Raw genomic sequence first — 13,455 nt, 5'->3', positions numbered from 1 at the left:
GCTTATAGCTTACAGCCTAAATCCTCTACATTAAAATGATTGAAACCCACGCTCACATATACAGCGAAGACTACACCGGAGACCGTACCGAAATGCTCGACCGTGCCTGGAACGCCGGCATCGAGCAGATATGGATGCCCAATTGCGACCACACTACCATTGAGGGAATGCTCGAACTGGCCGAAAAATATCCTGGTAAATGTTTGCCCATGATAGGTCTGCACCCGACTTACGTCAGGGAGGGCTTTGAAAAGGAGTTGCAGATCATGGAAGATTGGCTCGCCCGATACGAGTTCATCGCCATAGGAGAAATCGGCATGGATCTTTTTTGGGATGTTACCTTCAAAGCGGAGCAGGAAAAGGCATTTTTATACCAATGCAGCCTTGCGCGCAAGCATAACCTCTGGATCGACATTCACAGCAGGAGTGCATTTGGGGAAACTGTCAAACTGATCGAAGACTTCGCTGATCCTGCATTGACCGGCATTTTCCATTGCTTTACCGGGACATTGGAAGAGGCGCAGAAGGCCATTGAACTCGGTTTCAAACTGGGAATCGGCGGAGTTGCTACCTTTAAAAACGGTGGGCTGGACAAAGTCATCCCATATATCGACCTGAAACACATCGTACTGGAAACAGACGCTCCCTATCTCGCACCGGTACCGTATCGCGGTAAACGCAATGAAGTCGCCTACATTGATCTGGTAGCTCAACGCGTTGCCGATCTGAAGGAAGTGTCAAAGGCGGATGTCATCACCATCACATCGGCCAATGCGAGAACCATGCTCAATAAAAAATCATAATGAATTATACCAAAATCCACATCAATCCTATTTCACCCGAGCCGACCGTGGGTTCGGTACTGGTGATTTACACCGGCGGTACACTCGGGATGGTATACGAAACTAGGGACAAACAGTTAGTGCCTTTCAATTTTCAGCAGATTATCGAGAAAGTCCCGGAAATCAGCCGGCTGGATTTTGACATAACTTTCCTGTCGCTTCCCGAACCGATCGATTCATCCAATATGAATCCGGCGATCTGGATCGAGCTAGCGGGCATTATCGAGACGCATTACGACCAGTATGACAGCTTCGTGATCCTGCATGGCACGGATACCATGGCTTACACTGCCTCCGCACTGAGCTATCTGCTCGAAAACCTCAATAAACCGGTTATTCTCACGGGCGCGCAACTGCCCATAGGCGTAGCACGGTCGGATGCACGCGAGAATGTCATTACCGCATTGGAACTCGCCGCCGCTAAGAATACCGAAGGGCACCCGATCATCACCGAGGTATGCATTTATTTCAATTCGTCGCTGCTGCGAGGCAACCGCTCGAAAAAGCAGGAAAGTTCCGATTTCAATGCGTTTCATTCCGAAAACTACCCGTCCCTTGCCAATGCCGGCGTAAGAATCGAGTACAACCATCCTTACATCAAGCCTTATCAACCAGGCCTGCAACTGAAAGTTCACAAAAATCTCGATAACCATGTCGCAATTCTCAAGATGTTCCCGGGCATCAGCCAGCGGGTGGTGGAATCCATTCTCGGTATAGAAGGACTGAAAGGCATTGTGCTGGAAACTTACGGGGCAGGGAATGCCACCACAGAATCCTGGTTCCTGAATGCGATCAGTAACGCGATTGAGCGAAATATCGTGATTTTCAACGTCTCTCAATGCGACGGCGGCCGTGTTGCCCAGGGTCAGTACCAAACGAGCAAGTTCCTGCAGCAGATCGGCGTCATCAGCGGTTCAGACATCACCGCCGAAGCCGCGATCACTAAAATGATGTACATTTTCGCCTGCGGGCATCCTTCCCGAACCTGCATCGACATGCTAGGTACTCCTTTGCGAGGAGAAATGAGTATTTGATTTGATTCCGGATTTGGAAACAAAAAACTGTTTGCTATATTTGCACCCTCATTACCACGATAGAGAGGTGCCCGAGTGGTTGAAGGGGCTACCCTGGAAAGGTAGTATGTGGGTAACTGCATCGAGAGTTCGAATCTCTTCCTCTCTGCTGATAAGAGTAACAAAAAGCAACAAAAGCCTGTAAATGAATCATTTACAGGCTTTTCCTTTTTTAAGCCTCTGCCAGAATATTCAATTTTACCCAATATTCTGGTGAGCATTTGGTGAGCATTGTCAAAGTAAAAAATCTGCTCACCAGAACCGACATAACACACTGAATTACAACCTTTTTACGAAGAAAACATCTTGATTTTTTGACGGCATTGATAGTAGATTTAATTCACTTAAAACTATTATTATGTTATCTAGAAACCTCACCACACTCTTTTACCTGAAAAAAAGAAGCGGTTATGTTAGAGGCCCGTTACCGATATATCTGCGGATAGCAACCAATGGCGAAAGATTCGAGCTCTCCACAAAGCGGGAGTGCGAGCCAGAAAAATGGAATTCGGTAACAGGTCGCAAAAACGGTACTCGTGAAGACGCCCGAGTCCTGAATAGCTACTTGGACTCCATGCTGCTCAAAGTGTATGACATTCAAAGGCAGATACTGGAAGCGAACATCGAACTGAGTGCTGAGAAACTTAGGAACAGAATCAATGGTGTGTCAGACAAATCGAAAGATATACTCGAAGTTTTCCGAGACCACAACGAGAAGTTAGCGCGGATGGTGGGCAGTGACTATGCTTTGGAAACGCTTGGCCGGTACAAGACCTCGTTCGACCACACAAAGGCCTTCATCGAATGGAAATATAAAACCTGGGAATTCGATGTCAACAAGCTTGACTACGATTTCATATCGGAATATGCGTTCTGGCTGAAGACGGAAAAGCAGCTGGGCCACAACGCAGCGATGAAATATCTGACCAATTTCAAAAAAAAGGTATTTATCTGCGTCAAGAAAGAGTGACTTGTTCGCGACCCTTTTACAACCTTCAAAAATGACACTCAGGGAAATGAACCGCGAAGCGCTTTAGTCTCGTTTCCCGAGCCGATCAAGTAAGACAGCGGAATTTTACATTTTAGCATTAGTTGATTTGGGTGCATGGACTGTTTTAAAGTTTAGCTTGCTCTTTCATCGATCATTCAATACAGGCAAAGCGAATTGTATTTTCAGTTATCGACGTGAAGAAACAAAATCAAAAGCATTTGCAGCAATAACAAATGCTAATCTGAGCTGCCAGCAATAGTTTTGTCCGCATTTCAACAACAACCTGCATTAGCCTTTTGCGGCCAATAACGATATGGATCATCCGGTCATCCTTACTTACCTTGTCCATCCGCACTCGCTGGAATGCGCCGCGGTTGCCGACTGGTTACTAAAAAGCGCTTATGTTAGACTGACCGGCAAAAGCGGCAGCCTGGATAAGTTCACACGATCTATGGAACCTGGGAAGGTTGAAATGGTCATCATTTTCCAGTATTGTACTGCCGAAATCGCCAGCGCAATCTTTGCTGTCAGAAAAATTCATCCCCGGCTCAAATTCCTGCTCGCTGCACCGACATCCAGCCCCGAAGCAGTGCGGGAGGTCATATGTTCGGGAGTACATGGGTACATCGATCCGGTAGCGGATGTGGAAGAATGGGAATGGGCCATCAAATCGCTTGCAGAAGGAAAGACCTACTACGGACAGCAGGTAATGCTGCAACTTGCCGAGCCATTTGCAGACCGCCCGGTAAAGGAGGCACCGGCTGCCGTAAAAAATATTCTCAGTAAAAGAGAACTGGAAATAATGCAGCTCGTTGCCAGCGAATATTCCACCAATCGCATTGCTGATCAGCTGTTTATTAGTGAAAAGACAGTTGAGACACACCGGAGAAACCTGTTCCAAAAACTGGGTGTGAAAAATTCGGTGGGTCTAACCAAAGTTGCCATTAGGCTTGGTATTGTTTGATGTTCTTGCCAATAAATTCATCCTTTCTTTCATACAGTTTTACTTTTTCGATCACAACTATGCTCAAATTCAATTTTACCTCTGTTTCTCTGACTGTCGTTTATGGCGTGCTGATGTTCGCTTTGTCCTGTACAGACCACGAAGTACCATCCGACAACCTGCCCGAATCTAAATGCGAGACCGTGGATGGCACAGACCGGATGTACCCCTGCGAGTTTTTAATTGAAAAAATAACGTTTCTGGGTGCTGGCGGAACGTCCGTAGGTACGGTCACCGGATCGGAGCAAGCGCTCTCATTACCGCGGTCATCGGCCAAAGCTGATACTTACACAGGAAATGCGGCTGGTAAAATGGGCGTAGCTACTTTTGGTGTAAAAATGACCTTGAAAAGGATCGCGTCACCTTCGTTTCCGGTTAATGAAGGGTATCTGATCGGGCTTACCCACAACACTTCAGGTAAACGCATCCTGCACACCAGTGTCGGCGGCGGTACGTATGGCGAAAGGGACCGGATCGGCTCCCCGGTGGCGTTAAACATGCCTATCGGTGAAAGTATGGATGTTGATTTCGAAATGATTTTCCCCTACCAGCTCACTAGCACAGGGTCAGGAGTTGCCCCAATCACCGTTTTTTCTTCGACATCATTCTTTGTGGACAACGACGTTACAACATTGAAGTTCCCAAGAACAACGGTTCCTTACAACTATGTGGGGAGCGTCACGGAAGCATTTTATGAAAGACTGATGATTACATTAAAAAACTAAGGTATTGGGCGGCGAAAAAGTGCTTTTGGCCGTCCGGTTGCTTTCGTCTCGTTTATCCCCCACCGTTAATATTGATCGCTCTTCAAGCCTCCGGGGGTAAATCTTGGGCTTGTCAGCGACCTTAGAAAATTTTCAAGGTCCTGCTTATCCTGGTCGGTAAGACCAATTGGCTTTTCCAACAGGGTATCGCGATTGATGGGGTCTGGCACGAACTTACCCGGGTCGTCATAATAGTCTATTACTGCCCGAAGGGTTCTGAACATACCGTTATGCATATACGGGGCCGTCAGTGCAACATTGCGCAAAGGAGCGATTTTGAATTTGCCCAGATCGGCGCTATTCTTTGTGATGACGGCCCTACCACTATCGCTCAGGTTTTTACCATTGAAGAGCCCGACATTCCGGAACCCGGCGTCGGCAAAGTCGCGGCCGAAGTGGCATCGCACGCAATTCGCCTTTCCATTGAACAGCGAAAAACCGCGCTTGACCGACTCGCTGACAACCAATGCATTGTCGTTTGTCTTCCACTCATCAAAAGGGGTGTCGCCCGTTTCCAAAGATAGTTCAAATGCCGCCAATGCACGGGCCAGTAACGAATCGGAAGGTTGCTGCTGATAAACCCTGCCAAACGCACTCTGATAGAATGCATTTGCCTGTAACCTGCTAACTGCAATGTCGATGGGTAAATCCATTTCGTCTGGGTTGGCGATTGGAATAAGTGCCTGCTGCTGCATCGTTTCTGCCCTTCCATCCCAAAAGAGGAAAGCAGCGTCGCCCAGGTTCATCACCGAAGGAGTATTCCGTTTCCCTTTTCTTCTAAACACCCCAAGGCTTACAGCAGTTGTGTCCGCAAAGGCGGTTTCCGGCCTATGACAACTGGAACAGCTGATTTGACGGGTGGACGACAGGATGGGATCGAAAAAAAGTTGCTTTCCCAGCGCAACTTCGTCGGCCGGCAGTGAACGCGTTTCCCGGCATGAGTCTTGTGTGGCCTGGACGAAAATCAACAGGACCAGCGGAAGCAAACGTTTCGGTTTCATCGCTTTAAGTTATTACCGGCCTGCCTATTCTGCATTCACCCGGCCCAGGCGCACTTTGTCGGTATTGGCAATTCTTACACTGCATGTGTCATCGACCCGATCGAAGCTGACAGAATCCTGAAAATAGTTTAGCTTGTAAACTCCTACCGAGTTCGGTACGCAGGAAGGGTCCCCGGAGAAATAAATGGTATCACCAGAAACCTTGTAATTCATGCTGATAACGAGTTTACCATTTCCAATGCCGTCAATCACGCCGTCCGGTTTGAAGCGGGCTGTAAAAAGCCACGGTTTTCCGTTGTAAGTGGAGTGTAAATCCCATTCGCCCGTAATAGACCGGTTCGTTTCCTGAGTATTCTTGCGGCAAGCGACCAAGGCAACGGTCAATACCAAAATTATAATGACAGCGTTCATGTTTTCAGCAGTTTTAAGTTTATCAAAACTACCTACGACAACATGTAACGGCATTTGAGTGTGTTGCAAATAACTTTGAATTCGTTGTACAACACACAAATTCTATTTATGGGCAGTTTAAGACCGTTTCAACACCTCGCTGGGCGGGTAACCGAAATGTTTTGTGAAACTGGTGGAGAAATTGGCCGGATTGCCGTAACCGACCATGTAGCCGACTTCCGCAACCGTACCTACGGATTGCTGCAAGAGCTCCTGCGCCCGCAGCATTCGAAAAACGCGGATCATTTCACCCGGGCTTTGATTGATAAGCTGTTTCAATTTGCGGTGCAGCTGGGTGCGGCTGAGTGCCATTTCACTGGCTAGTTGATCGGTGCCAAACAAGCTGTCTTCGATGTTGTCGGCAATAGCATTGCGGACTTTGTCCAGAAACTTTTGTTCGATCGAGGGAAGCTGCGCGAGACCCGTAAGCCACACCTCTTGCTGACCGTATTTTTCTCTGAGCTGTTTGCGGACCCGGACCAGGTTTTCTATCACAGCCATAAGCTCCCGTTTATCAAAGGGTTTGGCCAGATAAGCATCCGCACCCGTTACGATACCTTGTATGCGACTATCTGTATCGGTTTTGGCTGTCAGCATTACAACGGGAATATGGCTGGTTCTTTCGTCGCTTTTCAATGCTTCACATACCTGATAGCCGTCTTTTTTGGGCATCATCAGGTCGGTGATCACCAGTAGCGGGATCTTTTCAAGTGCCATTCGTATGCCTTCTTCACCGTCCCATGCGGTAATTACGCGGTAGTCTTCTGAAAAGGATAAAGTCATGAATTCCCTCAGATCGGCATTGTCCTCCACCAATAATATCAGGGGCAGGTCTTCTTCGGTTGTTTCCGGTTGAAGAAGGCCCCGGCTTTCATATTCCTGATCGGTCTGCCAGGTGCCGGTCCCCTCCACATCACTGCTGTTATCCGCTTCATTTTCTCCGCTCGGTTCTATATAGGGCAGCGTTAAAAGGAAGGTACTCCCCTGGCCGCTGGCCGAATCCACTGTGATTGTTCCGCCAAGCAGTACCGCCAATTCTTTGGTAAGTGCCAGTCCGATCCCTGCGCCTTCGCGGCTGCGGCTGTCTGATCCGTCGACCTGGTAAAAACGGTCGAAAATAAAGGGCAACTTTCCTGTTGGGATACCTATCCCATGATCCGTCAAGGAAATAGTGAATTCCTTTGTCCCGGACTTATCGAGGATGACGACGACTTCACTGTGGTCATGAGAGAATTTGATCGCATTGGACAACAGGTTTTGGACCATCTTTTTTATTTTGTCCAAATCGGTCTGTACCCATATTTGGGGGTGTTCACAGGAAAAACGTAGCCTTATATTTCTATGCTCGGCCAGGGAGCTGTGCTGTTGCACGTAGCCCGAAAGCCATCGAACCAGCTCTATAGGCTGCATGTTCATACTGAGCTGCCCACTTTCGAGCTTGCTCAAATCCAGCAACTGATTGATAAGTTGGAGCAGCCTTTCGCTGTTTTGAAGTATAAATTGCGCGTATCGTTGCGGTACGGCTTCTTTGGTTTGGCGCAACAGTTCCTTTGCCGGATTGATGATCAGGTTGAGCGGTGTTTTAAATTCATGGGTCAGATTGACAAAAAATCGCGATTTGACCGCATCCATTTCGCGCAGCTTTTCAGCCTGCTGGCGTACCTGCGCTGTCCTTTCGAGTACCATTTTTTCCAACCGCTCAGCTTGCCCGGCGATCAGCCTGTTTTTTTCCTGCTCTTTGGCAAGGTTCTCCGAGGCCAGTTTTTCATTCAAATTCAACTGAAAAGCCAGGTTGCGGTTGGTGGCGGCCACATCGATCGCCAGATAGATCGAAAACATGACCGGCATGAGCAAATTCCCCCAGGCAAAAAAGATCATCACCTGCATCGTGGTGAGCCAGCCGAACATATTGCTACCCAGCACTGTCCCAACCGTCACCAGGAGTATCATTCCCACCACAATCAGCCATAGTTTCTTATTGCCATTAATAATCGCGCGACGCATCGCTATAAATGCATCCGTGTAGAAAATCAGGACGAAGATGACCTGGTACCAATTGTGCAGCTTTTCAATGAAGGGGTTGTTCCAGAATTCATACCAGTCGGCAAATGCTATAATGGGCACCGGCCAACTGCACAGGAGCATAACCAGCGTCTTTCGGCGAGGCAACCTGTTATAGCATGCCTGGTAAAGCATTAACAGGCCCAGACTGAGATGCAATGTCACAAAAGCCAGAAAGACCCTGGTAGCCAGCACCTGATCGGCCGGGTCCGTGGCCACGAACGTCTGATACCGCGCATACAAACCCAGGCCGACTATTGACACAAACAGCACGTAGTACAAATGGATTTTTTGCCTGGGATAAAAAATATAAATCAGCAAGTGTAATATCACCAGGATCGCTGAAACAGACACACTCATCAGCATATGCCCCATAATTTCCCGATTCGCTTTCTGGGAGCGGTTCATGGTATCCAGGTCCTGGATACTTGCTTCAAAACCCAGGAAATTGGGGTAGTACTCCCAGAAATTACTGTATCGTATGGCCAGCAAATGCGGGAGCGTATCGGTAATGGCGAGGGGGATACATTGGTAAGGCTCCCTGACCGCCGTCATTTCCTGCTTTGACCGTCCGAGCTTACCCAGTGAGGCTATTTTCTTTCCATCGAAATACACTTCTGAGGCCGCATCATGATTAATATACAGTCCCCAGGTCTCCGTCAAAGAAACATTTTGCTTTTTTACCCATAACCTGAACCAGCCCAAACCCTGCCATCCCGGCGGCACCTGAGCCCTGCTGTACCGGTCTTTACCGAAGCCGGTTTCGCCCAATGTAACCCAACTTGAATCACTGAACCCGGGTTTTGCCCACTGCACGCTATCCCCGGGATGGAACTTCCATGGGGATTTGTTGAGCCACATCGATTTTAGTGCAATTGTATCTGTCAACAGGACAGGCTCCTGCTGCGCGCTACATTTGAGATATGGCAGCAGGTATAAAACAACGAAGGCGATGCTGATAAGGATGCGACCATGAAATTTCCTTGGTTTTCTATCGCTCATTATTGCCAGGCATGCGTTGATATGGGTGAGTAATCCGGCAGGCTTCAGTATCATGTTGGAAGGGTTCTATATTCACGGACAAGTTAATGAGCGCTACCAGAACTGACATTTGCTAAGGTTGCAAATGAATTTGATATTGCCTCACAAAGCTGACAGGCTTTGATGTTTACCCGAGGAAATTTAACAATACAAGACTATGCAGGCGAAAATAGGAAGGCTCGAAGGGCTAGAAGCTGAGAATAAATTACTGTTTGACATGGTTCAAATGCTCAAAAATCGCGACAAATAAGTTGCAAAAAAACGCCAAAAATGATCCATTTATATTCGTACCAAATCGAAAAAACCGCAATTACCTGGCTTTCAGGCCAATTAAGCAGTTCCACAGGGAAATCTCTTCCTTTCTGCAAAAAATAAAAAAACCTTTGCTGCGCAAGCGCAGGTTTTTGCTTTTTGCAGGGTATTGGTACAACAATATTGATAGCCATTTTTAAGAAAAGTCGCTACCTTTCGAGAGCGCTTTAATAGCTCAACATTCACTTGGTGACCAAATCACACTATTTGTAGAATGGATTTAGACAATGTTGAAATAAAATTTGCATATCTGGCGTACAAGCATATGATTTAGCCTATACCTTCAGAAGGATCTTTCGTTATTTTATCGGCCCTTTCTAGAATGCGCTGCAATGTCCTCATATGCCATTTACCGCCTGCCCGGGGAGTAGAAATGTCCAATAGAATATAGAGGGAGGAGATATCCGAGACACTATGCAGCCTTTTCCATTCCTTTCTTCAGCGACAGCATACAACATTATTAACCCTGCCAGAAGGCAATAATTAACTACTAATGAATAAGTTAATAGGCGAATTCATTTTTAAAATGATGAAAATTCGATTGATCTTTCTGATTCTATTCGCTTTTTCTTTAAGCTGCACACATTCCCAACATGATTTTGGGGATAAAAATAGCGAAGAAGCGATTATTCAGGAATTAGAAAAAATCATAGCAGAAAACTTGCCCAAAGACAAAAGTATATCCGGGGCTATCGTCAAAGGGGATAAAATCATTTGGTCAAAGGGATATGGAGTTTCCAATTTAGGAACTCAGTCTTTGGCCGATACTGCTACTATTTACCGTATTGGGTCGATTTCCAAAACATTTACGGCGTTTCTGATGATGCTTTTAGTTCAGGATAGCATTATTCATTTGAATGATCCTGTTGAATTATATTTTCCGGATGTAAAAAAGCTGAAGGGGTATTCGGAGAATGCAAAAATCACCTTTCAACAACTCGCTACGCACACTTCTGGATTAGCGCGTGAACCAGAATTACCAACTGCTGCTTCCGGAGCTATTGAAGACTGGGAAAATAGAATTTTGGAAGCCATTCCTACTACCTCTTTTGAGTCTAAACCTGGTGAGAAGTTTGGCTATTCCAATATCGGATATGGAATACTCGGGTTGGCTCTTTCAAGGGCTGCACAAAAGCCATTCATTGACTTAATCCAGAAAAGGATCTTTGAACCGTTGCATATGAATTCTAGTTATTATGTTGTACCTGAGGCAAAAGCCTCAAATTTATCGGCTGGAATTCAGGACCTTGAGGATGGTGCTGTAGATATGAAAACACCTCTTGTAGAACATAAGGGGCGCGGATACAAAGTTCCTAACGGAGGTATATATTCCACTCCAAATGATTTGGCCAAGTTCATGATTTGTATTATGGGCGCTTCATCTAACCTTGTGTCTGAAAAGAATTTAGCTGTGATGCAAAGCAAAATGATTAGTATCGGAGAAAAGAACTACTATGGAGTAGGTTTTTTTGCTAATAAAGAAGGTCAATTGACCATTATTAATCATGGAGGAGCGGTAGCGGGTTACACAGCTAACTTTGCATTTGCAAAAGAAAACAAATATGGAATCATCCTTATGAGGAATTATTCTCAAGGAGAACCTGACATTTATGAATTGCCTTCCGAATTACTGAAAGCCATGAGTAAAGTACGAACCGATGATTGAACATGAAACCCATTGTGGCCAATGCTTTCGGACTCACTCAAATATTTTCATCTCACCCCACTGGGCGTCTTTCCGATGGATCGATTTGTGACGTTTTTAAGGATTAGCGTCGGCAAGTGTCAACGCTGACTGATGAATTGAACGGTCTGTAACCCTTAGCTTCCCGCTTTCACCTAATCACTTCATCGAAAGCCGCCAACCGGTTTGAAAAACGACAGTTGAATCTTACCAAACCGCTCCGAAAGTTGCTTAGCCGTATCACCTGAGCCAGCAACTTAATTTTTTGATTGAAAACAAACTGGTATCCAAAAAGCTTAGCCGGAAATCCCTCCAAGGGTAGAATATGAACGCCCGAAGATGAGTTTGTGTACGCTACCCATTGCCGACACGCTAGTGTAGAAATTCCATACTAAACCCAGTTTGGTTATGATCACGAAGCCTGCGAGCAAGTTCACGGGCTGCATATTTTTGCTCCAATTAGAACCTGTACCCCAGATGGATCGTCGGGAAAATGGACCAACTTGCTTGTGTATAAGTATGCCCGCTTTTTGTTACTACCGAAGGATTTAACGAATGTATTAAACCTACCCACGGCACCAGGTAAAGACCTTTAAATTGGCGTTCCTGCTTACCAAACATGAACCGGTAACCCGTTCGCAATCCAAGGGTCACACCGCTTACCGACTGAGTGATCTCGTCGGACTTCAAACCAATCTTGTCGGTGACATAATCTGATTGCAGACCAAAGAACAGCCCCCGGTTTCTACGCAGCATGTAATCAACCTTTAATCCACCTCCTGAACTAAAAACCGAGAAAAGTTTATTTTCGAGTGTAAAATCGGGCTGTTTGATCCCGAAAACACCGGCGTCAAACCGCAAATGCCCCATTGTATAGCCCACATGAAATGAGTACCCGTTAAGTATGAAAGCGATTGGGTCTGCCTCGACCTCAAACCGATCGGAAGAAGGGTGGCGTTGGGCATTACTTGGAAAGGACATTGACATGACAATCAGGATTATCATCCAGGAGCGATTCATACATTTTTATTTTTTGATGAGTCGCAAAGATATCCACCGTCAATAAGGTTAGTCCTTAACAAAGGATAAGAAATCAGCCCGACTGAGCTATCCGCCTGCGAATCCGGCTGAGCGAAACTGGCGTTATCCCCAGAAACGTGGCCAGGATGTATAGCGGTACGCGCTGGACCAGATGCGGATAATGGTGCGCAAACAGCTCATACCGCTCCTGAGGACCAGCCAGGATGTAAGACGACAGCAGCTGCTGTGAGGCAACAAACCGGGCCTCCATCACTTTTCGCATGATCACATGGGTTTGAGGGACCTGCTCGTAAAGCCCGTCAAGCTTATCTTTGGTGAGCACCAGTAATGAACACTTTTCCAAAGTTTCAAGGTTTTGTGTGCTGGGTTGCTGCCTGATGAAACTTTCGAGACAGCTGGCGAACATATTTTCACAAAATATAAAGGCTGTGATCTGGTCATTGTCTTTGGTCCTATAAAATAGCCGGGCCAACCCAGAGCTGATGAAATATATTTCCTTTTCGATTTCCCCTTCACTGGTAATGACAGTTTTGCTATCCACAACTCTTTCCGTAAAAGCACCGCCCAGCAAGGCCCATTCCTCCTCAGAAAGCGGGACAAGGCTTTCAAGCATTGATCTAAGATTGTCGTAGGCGTTCAAATTCGTCATTGTTTTTTACAGTAGGCAGAATAGACAATGCGGTACCAATATATTTCTTCGCTAAATATTCATGTTTCATAACCCGCTCTAAAACGAGTCATGAAACTACGCCTTTACTTTTTAAATACCTTGATCGATTTTAACCAGTTTGTGCCTTTACCCGTACTACACGTAAACCGGGTTTAAGAACTGATTCCAATGTCAATGCGTTGGAGTTAGCTGAATCTCACTCCATCTACTTTTGGCCGACCCCGTTATGAGGAGCGGCCTTTTTCGTAATCGAACAAATAACTTGTCAAACTTCGACATGGACATTGCCCTCCTCCCCTACAAGCCAGCGATGGTAAACGACCGCGACGGCGATCTAAAAAAGCATCGTATGCAGAATTCGAAGCACACGATGAATGGTCGGATATGCTCCTACGAAAACGAGTTGCCACCACTACGGCATTCCCCTAGCTTCAACCTTACTCTCCCGGTTTAAAAAAACTTGATTTTTTGACGTTCCGCGGGAAAGGATTACAAAGTTTCTCTACATTTGTATTTTATTTA

General features: G+C 46.3%; 13 protein-coding genes and 1 tRNA gene. 8 read left to right on the top strand and 6 right to left on the bottom strand.

Annotated elements, in window-relative coordinates; genetic code table 11:
* Positions 1 to 35 precede the first annotated feature (35 nt).
* The 6 genes from BP71_RS23080 to BP71_RS23055 all read left to right on the top strand — a co-directional run bounded on the left by BP71_RS23080 (position 36) and on the right by BP71_RS23055 (position 4,634).
* Entirely contained in the window at positions 36 to 803 is a 768-nt protein-coding gene (locus BP71_RS23080) for a TatD family hydrolase (protein WP_496383631.1), read from the top strand.
* The gene (locus BP71_RS23075) at positions 803 to 1,876 is read left to right on the top strand and encodes an asparaginase (protein ID WP_496383629.1); all 1,074 of its coding nucleotides are present in this window, start codon (positions 803 to 805) and stop codon (positions 1,874 to 1,876) included. Before BP71_RS23080 ends, BP71_RS23075 begins: the two co-directional genes overlap by 1 nt.
* A gap of 61 nt (positions 1,877 to 1,937) precedes the next feature.
* Positions 1,938 to 2,024 (top strand) — tRNA-Ser (locus BP71_RS23070).
* Positions 2,025 to 2,273: 249 nt separating this feature from the next.
* On the top strand, positions 2,274 to 2,885 hold the full coding sequence (locus BP71_RS23065) for a phage integrase SAM-like domain-containing protein (RefSeq protein WP_496383627.1): 612 nt from the start codon (positions 2,274 to 2,276) through the stop codon (positions 2,883 to 2,885).
* A 334-nt stretch (positions 2,886 to 3,219) separates the two neighbouring features.
* On the top strand, positions 3,220 to 3,870 hold the full coding sequence (locus BP71_RS23060; RefSeq protein ID WP_496383625.1) for a response regulator transcription factor: 651 nt from the start codon (positions 3,220 to 3,222) through the stop codon (positions 3,868 to 3,870).
* A gap of 59 nt (positions 3,871 to 3,929) precedes the next feature.
* A complete protein-coding gene (locus BP71_RS23055) occupies positions 3,930 to 4,634 on the top strand; it encodes a hypothetical protein (RefSeq protein ID WP_496383623.1) in 705 nt (234 codons plus the stop codon).
* A 65-nt stretch (positions 4,635 to 4,699) separates the two neighbouring features.
* On the opposite strand, the gene BP71_RS23050 is transcribed toward BP71_RS23055, so the two are convergent.
* From BP71_RS23050 to BP71_RS23035, 4 genes are all read right to left on the bottom strand, one after another.
* The gene (locus BP71_RS23050; protein ID WP_496383621.1) at positions 4,700 to 5,674 is read right to left on the bottom strand and encodes a cytochrome-c peroxidase; all 975 of its coding nucleotides are present in this window, start codon (positions 5,672 to 5,674) and stop codon (positions 4,700 to 4,702) included.
* Between the two features lie 24 nt (positions 5,675 to 5,698).
* Positions 5,699 to 6,085 (bottom strand): hypothetical protein, encoded by a 387-nt coding sequence (locus BP71_RS23045; protein ID WP_496383619.1) that lies wholly within the window; start codon positions 6,083 to 6,085, stop codon positions 5,699 to 5,701.
* Positions 6,086 to 6,202: 117 nt separating this feature from the next.
* A complete protein-coding gene (locus BP71_RS23040) occupies positions 6,203 to 9,187 on the bottom strand; it encodes an ATP-binding protein (RefSeq protein WP_496383617.1) in 2,985 nt (994 codons plus the stop codon).
* Positions 9,188 to 9,456: 269 nt separating this feature from the next.
* Complete coding sequence (locus BP71_RS23035; RefSeq protein WP_496383615.1) at positions 9,457 to 9,672, bottom strand: hypothetical protein; 216 nt, start codon at positions 9,670 to 9,672, stop codon at positions 9,457 to 9,459.
* A gap of 359 nt (positions 9,673 to 10,031) precedes the next feature.
* On the opposite strand from BP71_RS23035, the gene BP71_RS23030 reads away from it, so the two are divergent.
* On the top strand, positions 10,032 to 11,204 hold the full coding sequence (locus BP71_RS23030) for a serine hydrolase domain-containing protein (RefSeq protein ID WP_496383613.1): 1,173 nt from the start codon (positions 10,032 to 10,034) through the stop codon (positions 11,202 to 11,204).
* Between the two features lie 477 nt (positions 11,205 to 11,681).
* On the opposite strand, the gene BP71_RS23025 is transcribed toward BP71_RS23030, so the two are convergent.
* Together BP71_RS23025 and BP71_RS23020 are read right to left on the bottom strand one after the other, a co-directional pair.
* Positions 11,682 to 12,209, bottom strand: a complete 528-nt coding sequence (locus tag BP71_RS23025) for a hypothetical protein (RefSeq protein ID WP_496383611.1) — start codon at positions 12,207 to 12,209, stop codon at positions 11,682 to 11,684.
* A gap of 106 nt (positions 12,210 to 12,315) precedes the next feature.
* A complete protein-coding gene (locus BP71_RS23020; protein WP_496383609.1) occupies positions 12,316 to 12,912 on the bottom strand; it encodes a Crp/Fnr family transcriptional regulator in 597 nt (198 codons plus the stop codon).
* Positions 12,913 to 13,210: 298 nt separating this feature from the next.
* On the opposite strand from BP71_RS23020, the gene BP71_RS23015 reads away from it, so the two are divergent.
* Positions 13,211 to 13,387 carry a hypothetical protein gene (locus BP71_RS23015; RefSeq protein ID WP_496383607.1) on the top strand — a complete coding sequence of 59 codons (177 nt, stop codon included), beginning with the start codon at positions 13,211 to 13,213 and terminating at the stop codon, positions 13,385 to 13,387.
* Positions 13,388 to 13,455 lie beyond the last annotated feature (68 nt).

The organism is Dyadobacter ginsengisoli DSM 21015 (assembly GCF_059568735.1).
The sequence above is the reverse complement of the archived record's forward strand: the minus strand, read 5'-3'. Positions and strand labels throughout refer to the sequence as shown.

Bases quoted from the DNA above. Each gene is read 5' to 3' on its own strand.
- BP71_RS23080 (WP_496383631.1), top strand. From the start codon at position 36: ATGATTGAAACCCACGCTCACATATACAGCGAAGACTACACCGGAGAC.
- BP71_RS23075 (WP_496383629.1), top strand. From the start codon at position 803: ATGAATTATACCAAAATCCACATCAATCCTATTTCACCCGAGCCGACC.
- BP71_RS23065 (WP_496383627.1), top strand. From the start codon at position 2,274: ATGTTATCTAGAAACCTCACCACACTCTTTTACCTGAAAAAAAGAAGC.
- BP71_RS23060 (WP_496383625.1), top strand. From the start codon at position 3,220: ATGGATCATCCGGTCATCCTTACTTACCTTGTCCATCCGCACTCGCTG.
- BP71_RS23055 (WP_496383623.1), top strand. From the start codon at position 3,930: ATGCTCAAATTCAATTTTACCTCTGTTTCTCTGACTGTCGTTTATGGC.
- BP71_RS23050 (WP_496383621.1), bottom strand. From the start codon at position 5,674: ATGAAACCGAAACGTTTGCTTCCGCTGGTCCTGTTGATTTTCGTCCAG.
- BP71_RS23045 (WP_496383619.1), bottom strand. From the start codon at position 6,085: ATGAACGCTGTCATTATAATTTTGGTATTGACCGTTGCCTTGGTCGCT.
- BP71_RS23040 (WP_496383617.1), bottom strand. From the start codon at position 9,187: ATGAGCGATAGAAAACCAAGGAAATTTCATGGTCGCATCCTTATCAGC.
- BP71_RS23035 (WP_496383615.1), bottom strand. From the start codon at position 9,672: ATGGCTATCAATATTGTTGTACCAATACCCTGCAAAAAGCAAAAACCT.
- BP71_RS23030 (WP_496383613.1), top strand. From the start codon at position 10,032: ATGAATAAGTTAATAGGCGAATTCATTTTTAAAATGATGAAAATTCGA.
- BP71_RS23025 (WP_496383611.1), bottom strand. From the start codon at position 12,209: ATGTCAATGTCCTTTCCAAGTAATGCCCAACGCCACCCTTCTTCCGAT.
- BP71_RS23020 (WP_496383609.1), bottom strand. From the start codon at position 12,912: ATGACGAATTTGAACGCCTACGACAATCTTAGATCAATGCTTGAAAGC.
- BP71_RS23015 (WP_496383607.1), top strand. From the start codon at position 13,211: ATGGACATTGCCCTCCTCCCCTACAAGCCAGCGATGGTAAACGACCGC.